Annotated in this window: 22 protein-coding genes; 17 read left to right on the top strand and 5 right to left on the bottom strand. The window is 36.4% G+C overall.

What is annotated here, in order from left to right:
• Positions 1 to 16: 16 nt before the first annotated feature.
• The gene (locus DI076_RS20275) at positions 17 to 190 is read right to left on the bottom strand and encodes a hypothetical protein (protein ID WP_245918281.1); all 174 of its coding nucleotides are present in this window, start codon (positions 188 to 190) and stop codon (positions 17 to 19) included.
• 335 nt (positions 191 to 525) lie between these two features.
• On the opposite strand from DI076_RS20275, the gene DI076_RS05140 reads away from it, so the two are divergent.
• The 3 genes from DI076_RS05140 (at position 526) to DI076_RS05130 (ending at position 2,319) form a co-directional block, all read left to right on the top strand.
• Positions 526 to 855: an EF-hand domain-containing protein gene (locus DI076_RS05140; protein WP_108958902.1), complete on the top strand. Its 330-nt coding sequence runs from the start codon at positions 526 to 528 to the stop codon at positions 853 to 855.
• Between the two features lie 245 nt (positions 856 to 1,100).
• Positions 1,101 to 1,952 carry a PAQR family membrane homeostasis protein TrhA gene (gene trhA / locus DI076_RS05135; protein ID WP_108958901.1) on the top strand — a complete coding sequence of 284 codons (852 nt, stop codon included), beginning with the start codon at positions 1,101 to 1,103 and terminating at the stop codon, positions 1,950 to 1,952.
• 79 nt (positions 1,953 to 2,031) lie between these two features.
• The gene (locus DI076_RS05130; RefSeq protein ID WP_108958900.1) at positions 2,032 to 2,319 is read left to right on the top strand and encodes a hypothetical protein; all 288 of its coding nucleotides are present in this window, start codon (positions 2,032 to 2,034) and stop codon (positions 2,317 to 2,319) included.
• 52 nt (positions 2,320 to 2,371) lie between these two features.
• Here the strand turns inward: DI076_RS05130 and DI076_RS05125 are convergent, their stop codons facing one another.
• Complete coding sequence (locus DI076_RS05125; protein WP_108958899.1) at positions 2,372 to 3,382, bottom strand: NAD(P)-dependent alcohol dehydrogenase; 1,011 nt, start codon at positions 3,380 to 3,382, stop codon at positions 2,372 to 2,374.
• Between the two features lie 111 nt (positions 3,383 to 3,493).
• Between DI076_RS05125 and DI076_RS05120 the strand changes: the two genes are divergently transcribed.
• Positions 3,494 to 4,156, top strand: a complete 663-nt coding sequence (locus DI076_RS05120) for a TetR/AcrR family transcriptional regulator C-terminal domain-containing protein (RefSeq protein WP_108958898.1) — start codon at positions 3,494 to 3,496, stop codon at positions 4,154 to 4,156.
• A 4-nt stretch (positions 4,157 to 4,160) separates the two neighbouring features.
• Here DI076_RS05120 and DI076_RS05115 read toward each other — a convergent pair whose 3' ends face one another.
• On the bottom strand, positions 4,161 to 6,005 hold the full coding sequence (locus tag DI076_RS05115) for an alginate export family protein (protein ID WP_108958897.1): 1,845 nt from the start codon (positions 6,003 to 6,005) through the stop codon (positions 4,161 to 4,163).
• A 259-nt stretch (positions 6,006 to 6,264) separates the two neighbouring features.
• Here DI076_RS05115 and DI076_RS05110 point away from each other — a divergent pair, with 259 nt between their 5' ends.
• Genes DI076_RS05110 through DI076_RS05070 form a run of 9 tightly spaced genes read left to right on the top strand, consistent with a single transcriptional unit; the run spans position 6,265 to position 14,809 of the window.
• The gene (locus DI076_RS05110) at positions 6,265 to 7,116 is read left to right on the top strand and encodes an EboA domain-containing protein (protein WP_108958896.1); all 852 of its coding nucleotides are present in this window, start codon (positions 6,265 to 6,267) and stop codon (positions 7,114 to 7,116) included.
• Positions 7,117 to 7,122: 6 nt separating this feature from the next.
• Complete coding sequence (locus DI076_RS05105; RefSeq protein WP_108958895.1) at positions 7,123 to 8,151, top strand: TatD family hydrolase; 1,029 nt, start codon at positions 7,123 to 7,125, stop codon at positions 8,149 to 8,151.
• Complete coding sequence (gene eboC / locus DI076_RS05100) at positions 8,152 to 9,015, top strand: UbiA-like protein EboC (protein ID WP_108958894.1); 864 nt, start codon at positions 8,152 to 8,154, stop codon at positions 9,013 to 9,015.
• 8 nt (positions 9,016 to 9,023) lie between these two features.
• Positions 9,024 to 10,184: a 3-dehydroquinate synthase gene (locus DI076_RS05095; protein ID WP_108958893.1), complete on the top strand. Its 1,161-nt coding sequence runs from the start codon at positions 9,024 to 9,026 to the stop codon at positions 10,182 to 10,184.
• Complete coding sequence (eboE, locus tag DI076_RS05090; protein WP_108958892.1) at positions 10,181 to 11,398, top strand: metabolite traffic protein EboE; 1,218 nt, start codon at positions 10,181 to 10,183, stop codon at positions 11,396 to 11,398. The genes DI076_RS05095 and eboE overlap by 4 nt, the downstream gene beginning before the upstream one ends.
• On the top strand, positions 11,395 to 12,789 hold the full coding sequence (locus DI076_RS05085; protein WP_108958891.1) for an alkaline phosphatase family protein: 1,395 nt from the start codon (positions 11,395 to 11,397) through the stop codon (positions 12,787 to 12,789). Before eboE ends, DI076_RS05085 begins: the two co-directional genes overlap by 4 nt.
• Positions 12,790 to 12,830: 41 nt before the next feature.
• Entirely contained in the window at positions 12,831 to 14,039 is a 1,209-nt protein-coding gene (locus DI076_RS05080; RefSeq protein ID WP_108958890.1) for a Crp/Fnr family transcriptional regulator, read from the top strand.
• 49 nt (positions 14,040 to 14,088) lie between these two features.
• The gene (locus tag DI076_RS05075) at positions 14,089 to 14,469 is read left to right on the top strand and encodes a DoxX family protein (protein WP_174705022.1); all 381 of its coding nucleotides are present in this window, start codon (positions 14,089 to 14,091) and stop codon (positions 14,467 to 14,469) included.
• A 25-nt stretch (positions 14,470 to 14,494) separates the two neighbouring features.
• Positions 14,495 to 14,809 carry an ArsR family transcriptional regulator gene (locus DI076_RS05070; protein WP_108958888.1) on the top strand — a complete coding sequence of 105 codons (315 nt, stop codon included), beginning with the start codon at positions 14,495 to 14,497 and terminating at the stop codon, positions 14,807 to 14,809.
• Between the two features lie 12 nt (positions 14,810 to 14,821).
• Here DI076_RS05070 and DI076_RS05065 read toward each other — a convergent pair whose 3' ends face one another.
• Entirely contained in the window at positions 14,822 to 15,805 is a 984-nt protein-coding gene (locus DI076_RS05065; RefSeq protein ID WP_108958887.1) for a ketopantoate reductase family protein, read from the bottom strand.
• A 103-nt stretch (positions 15,806 to 15,908) separates the two neighbouring features.
• Here DI076_RS05065 and DI076_RS05060 point away from each other — a divergent pair, with 103 nt between their 5' ends.
• A complete protein-coding gene (locus DI076_RS05060) occupies positions 15,909 to 16,280 on the top strand; it encodes an LIC11742 family lipoprotein (protein ID WP_108958886.1) in 372 nt (123 codons plus the stop codon).
• Between the two features lie 24 nt (positions 16,281 to 16,304).
• Here the strand turns inward: DI076_RS05060 and perRA are convergent, their stop codons facing one another.
• Positions 16,305 to 16,733, bottom strand: a complete 429-nt coding sequence (gene perRA, locus DI076_RS05055) for a peroxide-responsive transcriptional repressor PerRA (protein ID WP_108958885.1) — start codon at positions 16,731 to 16,733, stop codon at positions 16,305 to 16,307.
• A 351-nt stretch (positions 16,734 to 17,084) separates the two neighbouring features.
• On the opposite strand from perRA, the gene DI076_RS05050 reads away from it, so the two are divergent.
• The 3 genes from DI076_RS05050 to DI076_RS05040 are packed head-to-tail and all read left to right on the top strand — an operon-like array spanning position 17,085 to position 22,573.
• A complete protein-coding gene (locus tag DI076_RS05050) occupies positions 17,085 to 18,968 on the top strand; it encodes a PP2C family protein-serine/threonine phosphatase (RefSeq protein WP_439957269.1) in 1,884 nt (627 codons plus the stop codon).
• Positions 18,965 to 20,269, top strand: coding sequence for a sensor histidine kinase (locus DI076_RS05045; RefSeq protein ID WP_108958884.1), 1,305 nt, complete (start codon positions 18,965 to 18,967; stop codon positions 20,267 to 20,269). The genes DI076_RS05050 and DI076_RS05045 overlap by 4 nt, the downstream gene beginning before the upstream one ends.
• 42 nt (positions 20,270 to 20,311) lie before the next feature.
• Positions 20,312 to 22,573 (top strand): NAD(P)-binding domain-containing protein, encoded by a 2,262-nt coding sequence (locus DI076_RS05040; protein ID WP_108958883.1) that lies wholly within the window; start codon positions 20,312 to 20,314, stop codon positions 22,571 to 22,573.
• Positions 22,574 to 22,578: the final 5 nt, after the last annotated feature.

The following is a 22,578-nucleotide window of genomic DNA, read 5'->3' as shown; positions in this document are numbered from 1 at the left end:
AATCGATTGAATCAATTCACTTAACGGTGGTTAAAATCTTTTCGATAGTCTCCAATATCCTTTGGATGGTGGTCGGATCTCCATAACCACCTGCGGTTGTAACAATGACCATATCGAAACTAGGGAAGGCGAAAATGAGTTGCCCGCCATTCCCAAGTGCAACTGACCAAGGAATTTTTTTCTCTGCCAAAATGGTTTCTCCAAGCCACCATTGGTATCCATATCATACAAAAGCACTGGAACATCCACTTCATCGATTATTTTTTTATCGATCGCAATGCCAAAAAGCAAAGAAACTACGGATTTGCTAACAGACCTTACATCATGTAACGTATTTGCATCAAAATAAGTTTCTCCGTCGAAAGGGAACCTTGTGCCATAGCGTTTTTTAAAAAGCATAAACAAACGAATGTCGTTAGGAAATCACAAAAATAGAATCATTTTAAAAAATGAAATATCATAAAATATTCATGAAGGTGTTGACTTGTTCCAGAAATGGCTTAACAATTCGGCAGAGGTTTTTCTATGAAAAAAATTCTAAGCTTATTTGTTTGTTTCACTTTCCTTCTGACAGGTTCCGTATTTGCCCATGACCATGATGGCAAAGGGAAACATCTTATGGCTGGCGAACATTTTAAAAAGATGGACACCAATGATGATAAAAAAGTGTCAAAAGAAGAATGGCAAAAATTCCATGATGGTTTTTTCCAAGAATTGGACAAAGATGGTGACGGTTCAGTTTCTCTAGAAGAATTAAAAGAGAAACGTATGGACCAAAAAGAGAAAATGAAGGATAAAGCCAAAGAAAAGAAAAAACAAGGGAAAGAAAAAGACCAAACCAAAGATTCAGAGTGATTTAAACCTTTTAAGTGGAGGATCGTTTTTTGTTTCCTATTGTATTTTCCAATTGGGAAACAATGAGTGAAACGGTTCTCCATTGGAACGAATAGTAAATACCATTTGTTCTACAGTTTTGAAATTCGGAAAGATTCGCATTTGCAAAAGAAAACCAATTAGTTCCCATTCCATCATTTTTTTGAAACCATTCTTTCGATTGACCTTCTTATAAAATAAGAGTGTGATACAAGCAGTCAAAACGAATGAAAGCCAAAAAAGCGAAAGCAAAACAGAAACCTTCTCCTAAAAAACAAAAATCTACATCCAAAAAACTTTCGAATCAAAAAACTATTTCCATTTCGAATGTGAATTCGAAAAAAAATAGAACCAATCCTCCGCCCATTTCTGAAACTAAATCTGCAAGTGAGGAAAACCTGCATTCCATGAAAGAACTGATTGATTCGGTTCATGAATATTCCATCGGCCATGAAATCGCAAATGCAGTGACTCATGGAATTGGAGGGGGCTTAAGCATTGCTGGTCTTTCTTTGTTATTAACCATGGCGGTCTTGTATGGAGATATTTGGCATGTTGTAAGTTCTGCTATTTATGGAGCAACACTGATCATTTTATACTTAGCTTCTACTCTTTATCACGGTATATACCATACAGCTACAAAAAAAGTATTTAAAGTGATCGATCACGCATCCATTTATTTGTTAATCGCAGGCACTTATACTCCATTTACCCTTGTTAGTTTACGTGAAAATTCTGAATGGGGATGGGTATTATTTGGTGTGATTTGGATCCTTGCACTCATTGGGGTTATTTTATTATTGTTATTCCCTGGTAAGTATAGTGGCCTTCGTGTGGCTGTTTATATCATAATGGGTTGGCTTGCCATCTTCGTGATGAAAGATATCCGAACTGCCATAGGAGTAGGAGGAATGTCTTGGTTAGTCGCCGGTGGACTTAGTTATACGTTTGGTGTGATTTTTTATCTATGGGACCGTCTGCCAATGAATCACGCGATTTGGCATCTCTTCGTTCTTTCCGGGAGCATTTGCCATTTTTTTGCGATTTTATTTTATGTGATTCCAACAGTACCAAAATAAAAATTTGGATTGTCAAAATATTTCGAATGCTTAAAATTTCCCTTCTTCTCTACCATACGGTGGATAAGTAGGAGAATATATGAGAACATTGGTCACGTTTAGTTTTGCCTTGATGGTATTGTTTTCATCAACGGCAATCTTCGCTGAGGATTGTTTTTTGTGCGGGAATGGAAGCACAAATGGTTGCCAACAATGCCGTGGAAAAGACCGCAAAGCTTGTGAAGACAAAGGATGCAAAATCTCAGGAACTGCTTCTTGTTCTACTGCAGCAAATGTAAAGGTATGTAAATCCGATCGAGTTTATACCGATTTGACATTCGGTGGAAATAAAAAACAGGTAAACCAAACACAAGCAAAGATCAATTGATTTAGCTGTAATCCTACCTAAATTGAATTAGGTGGGATTACAAATTTCAAGTTCAGCCTTTTGTAACATCAATCACAACATTCCCCTTTTTATGACCTGCTTCTACATAGTGGTGAGCCACTACCATTTCTTCTAAAGGATAATGCCGATCAATGTAGGTTTTGTATTTGCCAAGATTGGCAAGGGAAACAAGGAAATTTAAATTTTCTAATGTTTCTTTTATAGGTCCAAAGTGAATTTTTTTTCTTTTGAAAAGGGAGAGACAAAATGCATCCCACATTTGACGAAACGTAGCTCCTACTAAAACTAAATTACCACCTTCCTTTAAATGTTTTAAATTTTTATCAATCGTTGTTTTACCAACACATTCAAATACAATATCATATTTGTTAGTATCAGGTAGTGAAAAAAATTGATCATAATCAATGGATTCGTCCGCCCCTAAAGATTTTACGAGTGGTATATTTTCTTTACTGCAAACAGTAGTTACAATTGCCCCAAAATGTTTTGCAATTTGAATTGCAGATGTTCCCACAGCACTTGATGCACCGTAAATAAGGATTGTTTGTTTGGTATGTACATTACATTTTTGAAGGAAATCAATAGCAGTGAGACCACCAAAAGAAAGAGATGCTCCTTCTGCAAAACTGATTCCTGAATTAAATTTTGTGATCGTGGATTTTTCAGATACACAAATATATTCAGCATACGTTCCCATATTCATTCCTGGTGAACCAAGGACTTTATCTCCAATCTGAAATTTTGTAACCTTTTTGCCGACAGCTTCAACGATTCCGGAATAACTAATGCCTAATACGACAGATCTAGGTTTGAAGATTCCGAAAAACAAACGCACTAGTTTTGGGTCTGGTTTTCGGAGTCTCCAGTCAGCAGAATTGACTGAAGTATTCACAATCCGGATTAAAACTTGATTTTCTTTTGGTATTGGGATTTCCCATTCTTCTAGTTTTAATACTTCTGGTGGTCCATATTTTCTATTTGTGATGACTCTCAATGGGAAAACTCCTTCCGATAAAAATAACTTACAGTGTAAGTCTGTCAAGAAAATATATTCCCAATGAATCAATGAAAATTTTAATAAGTAGTGGATTTTATGATAAAGGTAGATTAAAATTTGTTATCTAAACTGAAATGAAAAAGGGAGATCAGTGGTTTGGCTTTCCAAAAAAAGATTCAAAAACCGAAGAAGTCACTTTCGAAAGAACTTTTGATTGAGACATCAATCTCATTTGCTGACAAAAAAGGGATCAATTCCTTATCCATGAGAAATTTAGCAACTCTGTTAGGTGTTGAAGCCATGTCTTTGTACAATCATATTCAAAACAAGGATGAGTTGTTGGACGGGATGGTTGAGAATTGTGTAAAACATTTCGCCTTTCCAAAAGTAGGTGGCAATTGGCGAAGGGAAATGAAAAAACGTGCAAATTCTGTGCGAAAAATCCTCCTTTTACATCCATGGTTGACAATGTTACTTGTATCAAGAGTTAATGTAGGAGAAAATTTACTCCAATATTTTAATGATACTTTAGGTTGTTTGGTGGAGGCAGGATTTTCCTATAAACAAGCAGACCAAATGATCATTGCCATTGATGCCCATATTTATGGATTTACACTACAGGAATTGAATTTTCCATTTAAAATAGAAGAGTATTCGGAAAAAGCGAGTGAATACTTACCAATGATCTCAAAAGATCAGTTGCCATACTTTTACCAACTAACAAAAGCTGTGGCAACTAAGAAATACAATGGAAAACATAATTTTGAATTTGGGTTGGACTTAATCTTGGATGGATTCAATCCAGATCCCAAATCTTAATTACTTAAATAGCAAATACAGTTTGAAAGGTGAAAAAACTTGCATTTGGTTTGAAATCATACCTATGGTAAGGGTCAGCCTGGTAAGGATTGTTTTTTTGGTTTCGAATCGCATCTCCAGCATAAAGTGAACTTGCTCCAAACCAAAAGGATACGTTTTCAAATGGTGTAATGATATAAATCAGATTGATTTCTGTAGCAACGTGTTTTCCCAGTTTTGGTCGATTCGGATTGTAAGCTTCTGTGTTATAAAAATCTTCCGTAGATGCGGTTTCACCCGTTGCCTTACTTCCTGCCACATAGTTATTGTTTTCATAATAACCATCTTGTAATTTTGTTTTGTAATACCAGTGAGGGTTGATGATAAACGTTCCCCATTTTGGTGATTCGTATTTGATGTGAATGGAATAATCTTTTATATTTTGCCAAAACACTAAACCCGAATTTCCATTTCCTGCAAAAGGAATGGCTCCCCCCGCCATCCTTCTTGTGGCAAATAAAGGGTTGTATGTGGCAACACTTCCATCGTTACGATTTGGATCACCAGAAGCTTGCACATACTGAATCCCAATTCTAAATTCTTTTACAGGAGTGTAACCTAACTGAACTGCTACGATATTTGCCTTATAACGAACTGGATCAGAAAAAGGAGGAAGGGCACCTGTTGTTTTATTGGTTTTTAAAGCACCGTTTTGATTGATCCAATCGGGTGATACTCTTTCTCCGTTAAAACCTGTTTGCCAAGCCGCTTCCACCATCCAATCAATCCCAGTTTCTTTTGGTAATGAATTACTTTTTGTACGATTCGTTAATCGGAATCCTGTTGTATTCAATTGGTCAGGATCGCGGTAATAAATTTCAGATCCATACGGAGTTGTATTGGTTGCCTTTAACCTTTGTTTGTATAATGTAAAGTTATATACTTCTATACCCAACCATTCCCAAGGTTTGACACCATAATGTACGCCATAATAGGATGCATTCCCTGGACCATTTAACCTAGTCGAATTATTGGAAACCATACTGTTTGCATTGTTTTCGGAACTGACTATGGCTCCAAACACATCTAATGTTTGTTTTTGAATGGTAAGAGTTGTTCTTACAGCATCAAAAGAGTTTCCATTTAAACTGTCATTCCGTGCACCAAGGATTCTACCATCACCGAAGTCTAAAATTTGACGTCCGGTTCTCACACGAAACATTTGGTTTGTTGTTTTTAGGTCTAAAAAGGCTTCTCTAAATCCAGTATAATTGTTTAAAGTAACTTCTCTCTGCCTAGTTGTATCAATTGTTGTTCCACCATTTGAAATCACACCAAGTCTTTGTTCAGCTGTCCCATTTGTGATTTCACCTCCCCATAACCTTACATCTTGGAAAGTGAGTTTAAATGTGATATTAGGTGATACGTCTCCAACCAAATAAAATTGTGTTTGGTTTGTCACCGTGTTTCTGTTATCCGCCGTCGAACGATCGAAATCGGTATTGGTCAAGGAATCTGCCTTGGGGCGTAAACCAAATCCCACACGGAAACGATCGGCAAACCATAAACTTTTGTTTTCTTGGATGGCTTTTTTTTGTTTATTCGTGATCTGAAAACTTCGGAAATATTCCCCCGATAGATTCCCTTTCATGGGACTTACATACTCGGCTGGTTCTTCTGGAACAGCTGGAGTTTCTTTTGTTGGTTCCTGAGGAGGTGATACCTGTGGCGGAGCGGGTGGCGGATTCTGTGGTTCTGGTGTTTCTTTTTTAACAGGTGTAATGAACTGAGCTTCTATCTCTCCTGTACCAAAAAAGAGAGTTGTGCTGATAAATAGTCCGATGATGAGTTTATAAAATTGCCTGTACATTTGGTACTCCCGTGATTTTTGCCAGTGAATATGAGACCTAACCTGTTTCCTATCCATAAATTTATAGATGCGTAGGACACCTTATTTTAAAGTTGGAATTTGTACAGTTTATTGAAGATTTTGGATACTATTTTTTTAGTTTTGCTAAGAGACATACTAATGATTGAAAATTAGGCAGAGGGGGGAAAGCTTCGTAAAACCACTAATATTTGGTTTACTCCACTTTTGTTCCCAAAAATCATTCTCTTAGTTGTATTTTATGCCAACTTCTTATTCTTCCTATTTTTATCCATTGCTGAAAAAACATACTACCGAATCAGAAATAAAGTGGTTGGACTCGATTCCGAAAGACAATCCGAATGCACTGATGACTGCCTTTGTTAAAGCACCAAGGTTTCTCTCGAAAACCATCATCCAAGAAGATGTAGAAGATCAAAACTTGATTCCAAATCTCCCTGGATTTCAAGTGAATCATTGGAATTTAGTTCGTTTAAGCCGTGTTTGGTTCCTCGGTTTTCTAGTAACACTTTCAAAAGACGAATTGATCGAAAAAATTGAGACCTTATTTGATACTGCGGAATTAAATGAATTGGTTGCCTTGTTTTCTTCCTTACCGATTCTCCCATACCCACAAGTTTGGTTACCGAGAGCAACGGATGCAGTTCGATCGAATATGGGATTTGTTTTTGATGCAATTGCTTTACATAACCCTTTCCCGTACCAAGAGTTTCCAGAGTTAGCTTGGAACCAATTGGTTTTAAAAACGATCTTCAATGAAAAACCAATCCAAATGATTTATGGATTGTCAGAAAGAAAAAACCAAAATCTATCAATCAGTTTAATCAGTTTTGTGAAAGAAAGGTGGTCAGCAGGAAGAGAAGTGCCTGCCAATGTTTGGCAATTACTGGTTCCTTATCTTTCAGAAGGAGAACTCTACCTTGTCGAAACCTTATTCAAATCAAGAAGAGAAGAGGATGTGCTGGCAGCTAGTTTAATTTGTTCACAATCAGAATTGAACTCATACCAATTATTAGGAACAAAACATCCAAAATTCCTCGAAGAAATTAAAAATGGGAAATGGGATTGGTCTAAATTAGGAAACAATCATTAATTTTTTATGTGTGAAAAAAAATCAGATCTAACAACGAATCCTTCCCACTTTGAGAATCAAAACAAAACAAAAGATACACCAACGCATATGGATTTGCAATGGAATGACTATAAAGATAAAATCAAAGGATTCAAATTTTTTGACCCTCATATTCATATGGTTTCTCGGACAACTGATGATTACCAAAATATGGCACAAGCAGGGATCGTTGCTGTCATTGAACCAGCATTTTGGGTAGGTCAGCCTCGCACAGGGCTCTCGAGTTTTAAAGACTATTACAGTAGTTTAGTTGGTTGGGAACGGTTTCGCTCTTCTCAATTTGGAATCAAACATTATTGTACCATTGGTCTAAATTCGAGAGAAGCAAATAACGAACGATTGGCGGAAGAAGTCATGGAGATTTTACCACTTTATATTTATAAAGAAGGTGTGGTTGGGGTTGGTGAAATCGGATTTGATGACCAAACGGAATTAGAAGAAAAATACTATCGTTTACAATTGGAATTAGCAAAAGAAGCCAAATTACCGGTGCAAATCCATACCCCTCATCGAGATAAAAAAAGAGGAACTGAAAGGAGCATGTCGATCGCCATTGAACATGGATTAGATCCTTCTTGGGTCATTGTGGATCATAATAATGAAGAGACCGTTAAGTCGGTGTTAGACCAAGGATTTTATGCTGCCTTCACAATCTATCCATTTACTAAAATGGGAAACAAGAGAATGGTATCCATTGTAGAACAATATGGTGCTGAAAGAATTATGATCAATTCAAGTGCTGATTGGGGCATATCGGATCCACTTGCCATTCCAAAAACTGCTGCACTTATGGTAAATCGTGGGATACCACATGATGTCATTCGTAAGGTGACGTATGAAAATGCAATAGAAGCATTTGCCAAAAGTGGTCAAATCCAAGTATCCGATTTTGAATCGAGTACCCCTTCGGATCCGAATGAAAAATTCCATGGCAATTCTGTTTTGCGAGGGGGGCAACTTCCCAAATGGAATCAAAACTCTCTCTACATCGATTAAATGAATTTTAAAAGTTATCTCATTTTATTAAGACCAGCAAATCTTGTCACTGCCGTTGCTGATATTTTAGCGGGTATGGCCATCGTTTCCTTCCCTTGGGTAAAAGGAGGGAGTTTATTAATACTCGCTAGTATCTGTTTGTATGCTGGTGGTGTAGTACTTAATGATTATTTTGATCGGAATATCGATTCAATCGAAAGACCAGAAAGACCCATCCCATCAGGAAAAGTACCTTCCAAACATGCATTGTATATGGGAATTTTCTTATTTGGTATGGGACTTCTTTTCTCTTTCCTATACAGTGAAATTAGTTTTATCATTTCAATTTCGATTGTGGTATTTGTCATTACTTACAATCGATTTGCGAAACACCATTTGGTTTTGGGTCCCTTCGTAATGGGATTATGCAGAGGCCTTAATTTGGTATTAGGAATGACAATCCTAAAATCAATTCCATTGACGTTTGTTAGTTTATCGGTTTTGCCGATTTTTTATATAGCTGCAATTACAACCATTAGCCAAAATGAAGTTTTTGGTGGTGGTAAGATTCGATTTTTTATCGCGGGATTTTTGTATCTGGGTGTTTTTTGTTCACAAATTATCTATTCCATTTACAATCACTACTTTCTTTATACATTTCCTTTTATCACACTACATTCTTTGATTTTATTCCCAACACTTTGGCGAGCCATCCAAAATCCTTCACCTACTTTGATCGGGAAGTCAGTAAAAACGGGCGTATTAACATTAATTCTTTTGAACGCCAGTTTTGCTGCCGCTTCTGGGGTGATACCAATTGCAATTCTCATTCTTTTTTTGTTACCTTTGTCATTTTTAATCGCAAAGTATTTTGCAGTCACGTAACAGAAAAAATGGAAAATCGATTTAAAAGGCTTCAATCTGAGTTTCAAGTATCATATCGATATGAAGTATTTTTCACAAAACATTTGTTTGCTTTAGAAAATTTGGTTCTACGAAATTTCTTTGGTTTACAAGAACAAAAAGGATCCAAAAAGAAAGTTTTGGTTGTTGTAGATGATGGAATTCTGTTGCATCAGAAACACTTTCGAGAGTCCATACAATCCTATTTTGAATCAAATGTAACATCTGTTCAATTGGTAAAAAATATTTTGACAATCCCTGGCGGAGAAAATTCCAAAAACAAAAATGAATTTTGGGAATTGGTTTCCTCTGGCATCAGTGAGTATGGGATAGATAGGCACTCCTATGTGATGGCGATTGGGGGTGGTGCCTTTCTTGATATGGTAGGATTTGCAACTGCAGTATCTCATCGTGGCATTCGTTTGTTAAGAGTTCCAACAACTGTCCTTTCTCAAAATGATTCGGGAGTCGGAGTTAAAAATAGCATCAATTACTTTGGGAAAAAAAACTTCTTAGGTACTTTTGCACCACCCATTGCTGTGTTTAATGACTCATCGTTTCTTATTTCTCTGGATGATAGAGATTGGCGTTCTGGGATAGCAGAAGCTGTAAAGGTATCTTTGATTAAAGAGGAATCTTTTTTTCGTTGGATAGAATTGAATGTGAATTCACTCGTGAACCGAAACATTGATGTGATGGAACAGTTAGTCTTCGACTGTGCGAGGCTTCACATGGAACACATCCGTAGTGGGGATCCTTTCGAATTTGGTTCTTCAAGGCCTTTGGATTTTGGGCATTGGTTTGCACATAAATTAGAATACCTTTCCAATTTTTCCATTCGACATGGAGAAGCAGTGGCGGTGGGAATTGCACTCGATTCGATCTATTCCTTTTTGTGTGGTGATTTAAAAGAATCCGAATATTTACGGATTTTACGTTTGTTATTGGGACTCGGGTTTACCTTGAATTTCCCGATTTTATTAGAGAAAGGAAAAGAAAATTTAGAAATTGCCTTAGAAGAGTTTAGAGAACATCTAGGTGGTAAACTCACATTGTTAATGTTAGATGAAATAGGGAAACCGAAAGAAGTGTATTCCATGGATATATCAATTTTAATGTCTGCTTTTGATACTTTGGTCAATTTCCGTTGAAAACAAAATATGGACACATAACCTATTGTTCCAATATCCATGTTGGAGAATCATGGGAAGACCATTTTCAGGAATTAAAAAATTATCTTCCTAAAATCAAAACACAAATTTCACCGAATGAACCTTTTGGAATTGGTCTACGTTTATCCAATGAAGCTTCGCTAAACCTTTCTCAAAAAGAAATTCTTTTAGAATGGAAAAAATGGCTCAAACAGGAATCGATGTATGTGATTTCAATCAATGGATTTCCGTATGGAGGATTCCATTCTGAAGTAGTGAAAGAAGGTGTTTATCATCCCGATTGGTCAACGAACGAAAGGTATGAATATACAAAACGATTGTTTTTACTATTAAATGAAATGTTGCCTCTAGGAGAAGAAGGAGGTGTTTCCACCCCTCCGCTTTCGTATCTCTATTTTGAGTCCAATGAAACGGATTTTTTAAAAAGGAAAAATAAGTGTAATCATTTCATCATTCAAACACTAGTCGACTTGATCCGAATTAAAAAAAAGGAATCACGAATCCTACACTTAGACATTGAACCAGAGCCGGATGGTTTCCTCGGAACTTTTGCAAATTTGGTCCATTGGTATGAAAATGAACTTTTGCCTATGGCACTACCAATTTTAAAAAAAGAGTTTGGATTTGATCAAACAATTGCCATTCAAAATACCAAAGAACACATTCGATTTTGTTTGGATGTGTGCCACCTAGCAGTCACACACGAGATGAATGATGTATTGTTTTCAGAGTTAAAACGGACTGGAATTAAAGTGGGAAGGATCCAAGTGAGTTCCGCTTTAAAGGTGGAATTTTCTGGATCGATCGAAGAAAAACTCAATTTATTAAAACCTTTTGATGAAAAAAAATACTTACACCAAGTTGTGTCAGTGAAACGAAATGGAGCGATACTCTCGTATAAAGACTTAGGGGAAGCAATCCTTAATGGTGCTGAGATGGGCGAAGAATGGAGAATCCATTTTCATGTTCCGATATTTTTAGATTCGTATGGTGAGTTTTTGTCTACACAAGAAGAATTGGTTACAGTCTTGAAAATTCAGAAACAATCGCCCTTTACAAATGTATTGGAAATTGAAACATACACTTGGAATGTCCTTCCCACACCCTTACAAATTTCTTTAGAAGCATCCATCGTAAGAGAACTTGATTGGTTACAAACAATGATGAGCGATAAGATAAACGATCCAAAATGAAACAAACAAAATCAAAATTGCAAAAAACAGTAGTCATCAATATAGTGGGGCTTTCGAAAAGTGTAATTTCGGAACACACTCCCTTTTTAAAACAATATCTCAAATTAAATAACCATACTCTCATTGAACCAATGTTACCTGGTGTCACTACAAGCGTACAAAGCACCTACCTAACTGGTAAATGGCCAAATGAACATGGAATTGTGGGGAATGGATGGTATGACCGAATTGATTCCGAAGTGAAATTTTGGAAACAATCCAATCATTTGGTCTATGGAGAAAAACTTTGGGAAAAAGCCAAAAAAATTGATCCTACATTTACATGTTCCAAAATGTTTTGGTGGTACAATATGTACTCTTCTGCAGATTATTCTGTTACACCAAGACCACAATACCATGCAGATGGAGTCAAGGCACCTGATTGTTATTCCCATCCACCTGAATTAAGAGACGAACTACAAAATAAATTTGGAGCTTTCCCACTATTCCATTTTTGGGGACCAAATGCAAATATTCGTTCTACAAAATGGATCAAAGATGCCACTCTATATGTAGACCAAAAATATGATCCTACATTGACACTAGTGTATTTACCCCATTTGGATTATGGGTTACAAAAGGTTGGTTCTAACGTATCCAAACTAAAAAAGGAACTATCAGAACTGGATCAGATTGTAAAAGAGTTAGTGGAATCCTACCAAAAGAAAAATGCCAAAGTGATTTTACTTTCTGAGTATGGAATTAGTGATGTTCACACACCCATTCATATCAATCGAGTTTTAAGAGAAAACAATCTAATCCAAGTAAGAAAGGAACGTTGGTACGAACTTTTAGATCCAGGTGCATCCCAGGCTTTTGCAGTATCTGACCACCAAGTCTCACATATTTATTGTAAAGATGTGGAAACCATACAACGTACAAAAAAAATCGCCAAACAAATACCAGGTGTTGCATTAGTCCTTGATAAAAGAGAACAAAAAAAATACCACATTCACCATGAAAGATCGGGAGATCTTGTTTTAGTTGCAAAAGACGGCTTTTGGTTTACTTACTATTATTGGATGAACGACAAAGAAGCTCCAGATTACGCTCGCTTGGTGGACATCCATCGAAAACCTGGGTATGATCCTGCAGAACTCTTTTTAAACCCAAGTCAAAAGTTTGTAAAATGGAAGGTGATTTGGACATTAATCAAGAAAAAACTTGGCTTTCGTTACTTAATGGATGTCATTCCATTAGATGCTGGTTTGGTAAGAGGTTCCCATGGTGGATTTCCAAAGAGTCCAGAATTTTACCCTATTTTTTCAGCAGAAATCCCTCTCCCTAAGAAAAATATTTCTGCTATAAAAGTGTACGATTTCATCTGGGAGCAGATGACTTCGGAGATTTAAATGTTTGACTCGTACCTTTATAAATCATTTTTTTTAATTCAGTGTCCGTAGAAGATATCAAAATTGTAACATACTCGAAAGGGGCAGCCATTGTTGTCCAAAATTCCGTCAATACTGGGAATTTTTTCATCGTTAAATCGGGCCGGGTTTCGGTTGATTCCGAACACATCGTAGTAGACCATGAACTAGCTTATTATGAAGCAGGGGATAGTTTTGGTTTGGTTTCTGCACTCACTGAACATAGGTTCCTTGTCACATTGTTTGCTGATACAGATGTAGAATTGGTGCAAATTCCAATCCGCCTGCTTGGTTCTTACCTAAAAGAACGTAAAGAACTTGCAATGAAGATTTTAGGTCTTTATTCCAGAGAATTAAGAACCCTTCAAAAACATCTATCAAAAGCAAATAAACCAGCGGATCGCGAATACCATCCTGAACGTTTGGTACAAAATGCACGGACTTATCTTTCTTGGCAAAAACCAAATCTGGCAGCTTATTCACTACAAGCCTTTCTCAAATGGTCCAAAGAAAACAATTCCACAGACAATGTACAGGAAGCGTCCGACTTATTTAAGTCAGTTGCAACTTCCTATAAACCATTTCCTTGGGACAATATGCAGTCCACGTTGGAAGCAGGCGAAGTTCTTTTTGTCGAAAGCGAAAAGAGTAACGAGATCTACGTTGTGTTAGAAGGGAATGTAAAACTATTTGGAATTGTCCGTGGATTTGAATACGTAATCGATGTCCTCGGGCCAGGTGAGATTTTTGGCGAAATGTCCCTCATTGACAATGCTCCGAGGATGGCATCTGCGATCACCGAGACCAAGAGCAAAATGCTAAGAGTGACTCCAGAGAATTTATTTGAGTCAGTAGGACCGTCGTTACTGCAAAAGATTTTTGAAAGTATCGCACGTCGAATTTGGTTTTCCCACCAAAGACTGGTCATATTGCGTTTGAAAACTCCAGTCACCAGACTTTACGCGTATTTGTACAATTCAATCCGTGACCAGGACATTCGACTCGGTCGAAATTTAGATGTAAGTTTATCCACTCCCCATACGATATATATCCAGATGGAAGAGTTGTGTAATATGTGTGGGATCATCAAACTAAAACAGGAAAGTATCGATGAATTCAAAGCAGATACAAATCTTGTGATCGAACCCAACCGAATTACCATCAAAAGCAGAAAACGTTTGGAAGAAAAATTGGGCCACTTCAAATCAAAAGAGGGTCAAATTGTTGCCTAATCCTTCTAAAATTTGTATCAATTTTTCCAATCTGTGATTTAGTTCGGTGATGAAAAAGTTTTTCGTGTATTCCCTCGCTTTGTTTTATATAGTCGCAGGCACAAACCATTTTTTTTCACCTGAATTTTACCTGGAAATGATGCCTGACTATCTACCGTTTCACGAATTACTCAATGTCACCAGTGGACTTTCTGAAATCACTCTTGGCCTTCTTGTTTTATACGAAAGGATGAGAAAATTGGCATGTTATGGAATCATCCTACTCCTCCTCGCGATTTATCCTGCTAATATCAATATGTTATTAGAAGCGTTAGACGGAAAGGACTTTGGATTTCCGATTTGGGCATTATATGTTAGGTTACCATTTCAATTTTTGTTTATATATTGGGCATGGGCCGTTCGTGATTTCAAATTGTCTGAATCTACATAATCGAAAATTAAGGTTCTAAGATCGAATGACAAAAGACTTAAAACGGAAACCGAAAGAAAGTCCTAAAAAATTAGGACAATGGACGTTTTTATCAAATCACGCTCACGTACTCATTTGTTTGAGTAAGGACCCAGAAATGCGTCTGAAGGATGTAGCAGTGCTTGTTGGGATTACGGAAAGAGCTGTCCAAACCATTGTGAAAGATTTAGTGGATGCGTCTGTATTACAGAAAAGTAAAGATGGGCGCCGGAATCAATACATCATCCAAACGGATCAGAAACTTAGACACCCTGTCGAAGCCAATCATACAATCTCCGAACTTTTGAAATTAGGAAAGTAATTCCCAAATCTGTTACGAGGGGAATTCACTTTCTATTTTCAATACTTCATTCACAATCCTTTCATTCGCGGGAACTGGTAATCCGATTTTAATGGCTTCACTTACGACTTCGCCATTGATAAATTCAATTTCTGTTTTTCGTTTATGATCTAGGTCCTGGACCATTGAGGTTCTGATTCTAAAATACTTTAATCCCAGTAAGATCAGAACCAAATGGCGAATCCAAAGTGGTAATGATCCTTTCCCTCCACCAAGTTTTTGGATGGGAAATGAACCAGGAACCACTCCTTCTTTGATTTGCAACTTGGACATCAATTCTTTGATTTCAGTGAGAACCGTAATTGCTTGGTTGCGTCCTTTTCGATTTAAAAATAATTGTCCCAAACTCAATTGTTTGGAAGCCGCAAGTCCATTGATGATGGAATTGATGGCAAGTTTATGCCACCTAAATCCAGTAATGTGCTCGGTGAGTACAACATCGATCCAAGGATTAAGTAGTGTTTCCCAGATCGAATTTGGTTTGGTTTGGTCCGATCCACCGAGTACTAAACTACCTGGATTGGACTGAAAGTAGATTCCATTTTCTAACAGTTGTGTGTTCCATCCAACAACCCCAGAAATGATTTTGTTTTTAAGATTCGAAAAATGTTCTTCGGGTAAGCCGTTTTGAATTAAGAACCATTTCCCGTTTGGGTTTAAATGGTTTTTTGTGAGTGTAAGGTAATCTTTTAATAATTGATTTTTACATCCTAAGATGATGTAGTCAAATGTTTCGGTGTTATCTTGAATTAATATTAAATGGTCTATTAAGTCTATATCGGTAGTAACACCATTTGGACCTTTGAATTGGATTGGTTTTTCCTTTAAGGAAAAAAGTCTGTTTTGGTCTTTGCAAAGGATTTTATAAGGAACTTTGTTTTGGTGAAAGGCATGTACTATGGTAACAGTAACAGAGCCAATTCCACAAATTGCAATCGAAGGATATCCATCGTTCATATTTAAAACGATTCTATGCCATCATAAAGAAAAATCTGCTCTTTTTTATTGACTCTTTTTTGAATTTCAGTAAAAAAAGAAATCCATCAAAAAGGGGTTTAAAATGAAAAAGTTTCTGTTTCGCATTTTACCATTGTTGTTAGTTGGTTCCTTACTTGGGAATTGTGTCTATTCAGAGTTACGTACGCCAGGTCTTGCTGCCAACATGACTCAGTATGTTATGAATTCTGATGACTACCAAATCATTGGTCCGGTTGAAACCCAAGGTGAATTCGTAACTTGGTTTTTAGTCGTTTTAACGGGAGAAACTGGTTACAGTGATTTATTAAAACAAGCGAGAGAAAAAGGTGGAGATGATATCATCAACTATCGGTTTGAAATTAGACAAAAAAGTATCTTGCTTGTTGTTTGGAATCGAGTGATATGGAATGCATCCGCACTTGCGATCAAATACCGAGATAAAGTTAAAAAATAAGATTCAGAAAGCCTTGGGGGAAATTTATTTCCCTCTTAAGGTAATGACAAGTTTTGGGTTTTGTAATTCTTTTCCAGTTTTCTGAAAATAACTTTCCTTCAATTCTGCTAGAACCTTTTCCTCCAGAGAATCATTGAGTTCTATGTCAACAATCTCTCCTGAAGTTTCATCCAGTGCATGGTGGTGGACACCCATATTCGAGTCAAAATGAGTGACACCTGCCTTTAGTTCTAAAGTTCCGAGCAAACCTCTTTCCGCGAATAATTTTAGGTTATTGAAAATGGTAGCACGTGATGCATGGGGAAAGTGAGTATTCACCAAATGGAAAACTTCTTCGGCAAACAAATGTTGGTGTTTCTCAAGGAGTAGGTGTGCCATTTCCAATCGTTGGGAAGTAGGCCGAATTCCATGGGATTCCAAAAGTTCCTTTGTTCTTTGGTAACTTAAATCCATTACCATTTCAATTTCTCTCCCTACCTAATTTTGTCAATAATTAGACTAAGTCTAAATGTAAAAGTCGCCTCTTTTCATGCGAATTTCTTGCCAACTTGTGAAATTTACTACAAAACCACTGTACCTTTCCGAGACCCATTCGGTTTGAAAAGGATTTGGAAATCTTTCCGATTGGACATCTGAATTTAATATTCGACTAACATTGGTTAATGCAAACAATCGCGTATGATTATTTGTGATGGTTTTTTGGTGAGTGGGGATTCAATTTGTGAGTCTGCCAAGTGGAAAAAAATCCTTGCACTTCCCAAGAATCACATTTCAATCCTCTCGGTGTTCCAACCAAGTACCATGATGAAGTACCTTTTGTGTGTATTCTTGTTTAGTGTTTCCCTTTCGGCGGAAATGATTCCCTTGGAATCTGGTTGGACATTCCAATTAGAAGGAGAATCAAATCCTAAACAAATTCAGGTTGGAGTACCACTTGTCGAACAAGGATATAAAGTACCACTGAAAGGGAAATACCATCTAACAATTCCCATCACAAAATTACCAGAATCTTCATTATCAGTGTATTTAGATCGTGTCCATTCCGCAGACCAAACTTTTTGGAATGGAAAACGAATTGGTACGACGGGTGGTTTATCACCAAATTATTATGCGTATTGGCATAAGGTTCGTTATTATGAAATTCCAAATTCAATTATATTGTTAGGTGAGAATCATCTAGAGGTGGAAATTGAATGTAGAGAAACCCAATTCCGTTGTGGATTGTTCAGGTCAACTCCCATGTTTGGTACTCAAAATGAGATCAAAGACAAAATGATTTACGAAGATGTAAATCAGATAGTTATGGCGGCCTTATTTTTTGGCATTTTTTTACAACAAGCAATTGGATATGCCTTAAATCGTTCTTCTAAATCTGGATTGTATCTAGCGGGAACTGCTATTTTTTTTGTATGTTGGCGTTTACCTGCCTTAAACAAAATTCACTTTTTAGGGATCAATCCAGAAATATTGGTGAGGTTACTTTTCTTTTGCCAATTTATCTTCCCCGTATTTATCATGTTATTCGTTCATACATTATTTGAACGAAGGATTACAAAGATTGCCTTCCTAACCTTTTTATTCGATTCTATTTTGGCGTTGATCCAATTATTGGAACTCAATCCGGATGTTCGGTTTTATTTTGTGTATGTTTGGTATATTTTACTTGGAATTAAAGTACCAATTTTAGTCCAACTGCTTGCTCGAAATTATAATAAATCACCAGAAGCGATTGTTGTCTCATTGGGTGCACTACTTGCTACATTTTTTGGAATTGCTGATGTATTAACAGATTTCATCACAGGAAAAAATGCATACTTAACCCAATATGGAATATTAACATTTTTATTTTCCGGAGTTCTTGCCATTGCCTTACAAAGTTCGAGAACCAAAAGAGAGCTACGTAATTTAAATGAATCCTTGGAGATGATTGTAACTCTCAGAACACAAGAATTACAAAAACAATATAAACTTTTACATGATGATTTGGTCATGGCAGCAAGTCTACAATCCAAGTTAATCCCACCTATGGAATTTCAATACCAAACTCTAAATGTAGCCTCTATGTTTATGCCTATGGAAAAGATTGGTGGGGATTATTTTGATTACTACATTCACGAGGATGGTTCACTTACTTTTTTGTTATGCGATGTTTTAGGGCATGGGATTGCTGCTGCACTCATTGCAGGGATGTTAAAAGTGAATTTTCTGGAAATTGCACCAAAAATAAAAGATCCATCTCAATTTTTAACTGAATTAAATTTAAAGATGTTACCAGTTGTTGAGAAAAACTACATCACGGCAGTAGCAAGTCATTTTGACTTGAAAAATCAAGTGTTTCAGTATTCTGTTATGGGACATCCAAGTCCATTCCACCAAAATCGAAAGGAAAACACATTGGAGGCATTAGGTGGTCGTGGGCCAATCATGGGTTGGAAAAAGGATGTGTTTTTAGAAACATTTACACATCCACTACTACCAGGAGATCGATTCTTTTTTTATACGGATGGAATCACAGAAAGTCATAACCGAACAAAGGAAATGTTCGGAGAAGCCCGACTTCGATCCCAACTGATAGAAGGAATTGCATTAAGTCCTAAGGAACTAAACGAAAAAATCAAATCGGAAATCAAAAAATTTACTTTTCGATTGTCAGATGATGTAACTTACTTTACGATCGATTTCCTATGAAATTGGTTTTCCGAAAAATTGGGTTACGGTATTTACTCAACTTAGGAGTCAATCACCAATTGGACCTACAAACTTCGGTTAGGGTACAGTTGGCCAATTTAATCGCTATTTTAGGCATTTTATCCAATATCCAATATTCCATTTTCTTTGTAGTCGCTGGTGCACCAAATGTTTGGATTATGAACTGCATTCATCTTTCCGTTATCTGCATATTTTCTTATATACTATATTTGAATTATAAAGAACGGTATTCACTTGCTAGGATTTTCTTGATTTTTACAATTTCGATTCCGCTGGTATTTGTTTCTTTTATTAGTTTTGGGAATTCAGGTGGTTTTTATTATTATTTTTTGGTTTTTGCTTTAGCCCCATTTGTCTTGTTCTCTTACGAAGATAAGTTTTGGATCCTTCTTGTTTTTTTGACCAATAATCTATTTTATATTTGGTTTGAATTTTTTGGAACACCAGGAAAATTCCAAGAAGGCACATTATTGTATGATCCCAAAATCCAAGAATTGTTTCGAGTCAATTCGGTTGCATCTTGTTTGTTCTTTGTTGCCCTCATCATGTTTTATTTCTTACGCAACACCAATCGTATCCAACAAGAGATGATACGAACTAACGAACATAAAGATCGAATTTTTTCGATATTAGCCCATGACTTAAAAGGTCCGATGGGAACAATGAATTCCTATTTAGGATATTTAAACGAAACATTGCCGGACCGTGAAGAATTACTAATTGCACTTAAAGAATTAAAAAAAAGTACAAACCAATCTTATTTGGTCTTAGAAAATTTACTTGATTGGGTAAGAAATGAATCCAAAAAAATTCCCACTCATTTAGAATTCATCAACTTATGCGCAGTGACCCAAAATGCAAAAGACATTTTGGAATTACAAGCAACGGATAAGGGAATCCAATGGCAGATCCAACTTTCAGATCCTTTAATGGTGTACTGTGATGAGAGAATGATTAGCACAGTCATTCGGAATTTATTTTCCAATGCGATTAAATTTTCCCATCCCAAAGGAACAGTTACCATCACCAGTGTGACGGGACCAAAATTTGTAGACTTGAGTATAGTCGACATGGGAATTGGAATGTCAATGGATCAAATTCGGCAGATTGGGGAAGGGAAACCATTTCCAACAGCATTTGGTACCCAAGGTGAAAAAGGAACTGGACTAGGCCTTTTAGTTTGTACGGAAATGTTAAGGAACCAGGGATGTACGATGAATGTGACAAGTTCAACAAATCATGGGACAAAAATCACAATCAGAATTCCTAACTCACCTTAAATTAGTTTCTTTTTTTTCGAACCACATGTCCAATACAATGGTATGTGGCCACAAGTTTATTTTAATTGGTTAAAAAACTCATCTCCCACTGGTGAAGTGGAAATTTACCCAGAATTATCGGACTCCTATGAAACAAATTTACCGAATGTATTTGTGATTGGGGATTTAACGGGTGTTCCGCTTTTGAAAATGGCTACAGAAAGTGGTGTACAAGTATGGAATCACATTCCTAATTTTAAAAATGATCGTTATGATGTAGTGATCATTGGTTCAGGTCCTTCTGGTGTGTCTTGTGCTTTAGAAGCAAAACGATTGGGTAAAAAGTATATCGTTTTAGAATCGAATTTACCTTTCCAAACCATTCAGAGTTATCCCAATGGTAAACCAATCTTTGCTGAACCAAGTGATTTTGTTGGAAGTTCTGCAATCAAAATTGTAGATACAACGAAGGAAGGTCTTCTAAAAGATTTAAACCAGTTTTTAAAACAAAATCCAATTCAAATTGAAACAAACCAAAGAGTTGTCCGCATCCAAAAAGACCAGATTGGTTATACTTTGGAAACAGAATCTGGCTCTAAATACCAAACGAATTCTGTTGTGATTGCGATGGGAAAATCTGGTGATCCAAAAAAATTAGGAATCAAAGGAGAAATGGGTTCGAATGTTTTATACCGTTTGATTGATCCAAAAGATACCAAGGACCAATCAGTTGTCATTGTAGGCGGAGGTGATACGGCATTAGAATCTGCCATTATGTGTTCTGAATATGCAAAAGAGATCACACTTATTCATAGAGGGAATGAATTTAATAAAGCAAAATCTGAAAATGTTAAAAAGATATTAGCCCTTGCAACACAAGGGAAAATTAAAATCCTCTATAACGCAACACTAACAGAAATTAACCAAACGAATGTTTTTGCGAAAGTAAAAGAATCAGCTCTCAAAATCAAATCGGATCTAGTATATATTTTAATTGGTAATTTGCCTCCTCTTCATTTTTTTCAAAAAATTGGTGTTAAGTTACAAAACCAAAAGAATTTTTTGGATTGGTTGGGATTTTCGAGCCTTATGAGTTTTGCATTCACTGCTTATTTTGGAAAAGCCTCTTTTTATGGTCCTTTTTGGTTTTCTGCAGTGGCCTCCACATTTGCCGTTTATTCAGTATTGAGTTTGATTTTATATGTTACTATTTCTCTTACCAAAAACAAACAAAAGTTTGATAAATGGAAAATGTTTAAAGTTACTTATTTCCTTTTTGCCTTTTTGTATTTTTTGTCAGTTTATTTTTTGGCAACCTACCAACAGTTCCAATTGTTTGGTAAATTTCCTTCCTTCCATTATACATTATTGTATTCACTCACAATTCTGATCTTTGGAATTAGAAGGATGATGGTTCGAAAAACACAATACATATTATACCAAACATTGTCTTTAATTGGAATCCAGATTTTCTTTTTATTTCTATTGCCTGAATTGATATTGCCAATGTTAGGCGATCTTGGGTACTTGGGTGGCCCAGAAGGGTTTATGAGAAGGGAAATTTTTCCTTCTGATGCGTATTGGAAGGCGTATGGATTTATTTTAGCATGGCCTCTCAGTATAGGTGTTTTGTATGACGGTGGGATCACCACATTTTGGTTGTTTTATGGATTGTCCTTTAGTTTTGTTTTGATTCCTTTATTAGTGTATCATTATGGAAAAGGTGTGTATTGTGGTTGGATTTGTTCTTGTGGTGGGCTTGCCGAAACTCTAGGAGATGAACATCGTCAAAAAATGCCACATTCCACAACGGCGTATCGATGGGAACATACGGGTCAATACATTCTCTTGTTAGCCTTTCTACTTACATTCTTAAAACTCTTAAGTGTATATGGGAAGTCGTTGTTTCCTTTTTTGACATTAGGAGAAATGATTGCTGATTCCATCAAATTGTATTATGACATTTTTGTTGATATTGGACTCGCTGGTGTTGTCGGTGTTGGTTGTTATTTTTTATACTCGGGCCGAGTTTGGTGTAGGATGTTTTGTCCGCTTGCATCGCTTATGCATATTTATGCGAGATTTAGTAAGTTTCGAATTTTTTCAGAAAAAAAGAAATGTATATCATGTAATATCTGTACAAAAAATTGCCACCAAGGAATCGATGTGATGGGTTATGCGAGTCGTGGGATTCCCATGGACAGTGTACAATGTGTAAGATGTTCTGCTTGTGTTTCTTTGTGTCCAACTGATGTATTGAGTTTTGGTAAACTTAATGGAAATCAAATCACCTTTGACCTACTGGATGCAAAAACTAGGAAATAAGAATC

Origin of the sequence: Leptospira ellinghausenii (assembly GCF_003114815.1) — a bacterium.
Classification (GTDB): Bacteria; Spirochaetota; Leptospiria; order Leptospirales; family Leptospiraceae; genus Leptospira_A; species Leptospira_A ellinghausenii.
The sequence above is the reverse complement of the archived record's forward strand: the minus strand, read 5'-3'. Positions and strand labels throughout refer to the sequence as shown.

Excerpts from the sequence above, each read along its gene's own strand:
- DI076_RS05140 (WP_108958902.1), top strand. The coding sequence starts at position 526 with ATGAAAAAAATTCTAAGCTTATTTGTTTGTTTCACTTTCCTTCTGACA.
- trhA (WP_108958901.1), top strand. The coding sequence starts at position 1,101 with ATGAAAGCCAAAAAAGCGAAAGCAAAACAGAAACCTTCTCCTAAAAAA.
- DI076_RS05130 (WP_108958900.1), top strand. The coding sequence starts at position 2,032 with ATGAGAACATTGGTCACGTTTAGTTTTGCCTTGATGGTATTGTTTTCA.
- DI076_RS05115 (WP_108958897.1), bottom strand. The coding sequence starts at position 6,005 with ATGTACAGGCAATTTTATAAACTCATCATCGGACTATTTATCAGCACA.
- DI076_RS05110 (WP_108958896.1), top strand. The coding sequence starts at position 6,265 with ATGCCAACTTCTTATTCTTCCTATTTTTATCCATTGCTGAAAAAACAT.
- DI076_RS05105 (WP_108958895.1), top strand. The coding sequence starts at position 7,123 with ATGTGTGAAAAAAAATCAGATCTAACAACGAATCCTTCCCACTTTGAG.
- eboC (WP_108958894.1), top strand. The coding sequence starts at position 8,152 with ATGAATTTTAAAAGTTATCTCATTTTATTAAGACCAGCAAATCTTGTC.
- DI076_RS05095 (WP_108958893.1), top strand. The coding sequence starts at position 9,024 with ATGGAAAATCGATTTAAAAGGCTTCAATCTGAGTTTCAAGTATCATAT.
- DI076_RS05085 (WP_108958891.1), top strand. The coding sequence starts at position 11,395 with ATGAAACAAACAAAATCAAAATTGCAAAAAACAGTAGTCATCAATATA.
- DI076_RS05075 (WP_174705022.1), top strand. The coding sequence starts at position 14,089 with ATGAAAAAGTTTTTCGTGTATTCCCTCGCTTTGTTTTATATAGTCGCA.
- DI076_RS05070 (WP_108958888.1), top strand. The coding sequence starts at position 14,495 with ATGACAAAAGACTTAAAACGGAAACCGAAAGAAAGTCCTAAAAAATTA.
- DI076_RS05065 (WP_108958887.1), bottom strand. The coding sequence starts at position 15,805 with ATGAACGATGGATATCCTTCGATTGCAATTTGTGGAATTGGCTCTGTT.
- DI076_RS05060 (WP_108958886.1), top strand. The coding sequence starts at position 15,909 with ATGAAAAAGTTTCTGTTTCGCATTTTACCATTGTTGTTAGTTGGTTCC.
- perRA (WP_108958885.1), bottom strand. The coding sequence starts at position 16,733 with ATGGATTTAAGTTACCAAAGAACAAAGGAACTTTTGGAATCCCATGGA.
- DI076_RS05050 (WP_439957269.1), top strand. The coding sequence starts at position 17,085 with ATGAAGTACCTTTTGTGTGTATTCTTGTTTAGTGTTTCCCTTTCGGCG.
- DI076_RS05045 (WP_108958884.1), top strand. The coding sequence starts at position 18,965 with ATGAAATTGGTTTTCCGAAAAATTGGGTTACGGTATTTACTCAACTTA.
- DI076_RS05040 (WP_108958883.1), top strand. The coding sequence starts at position 20,312 with ATGTGGCCACAAGTTTATTTTAATTGGTTAAAAAACTCATCTCCCACT.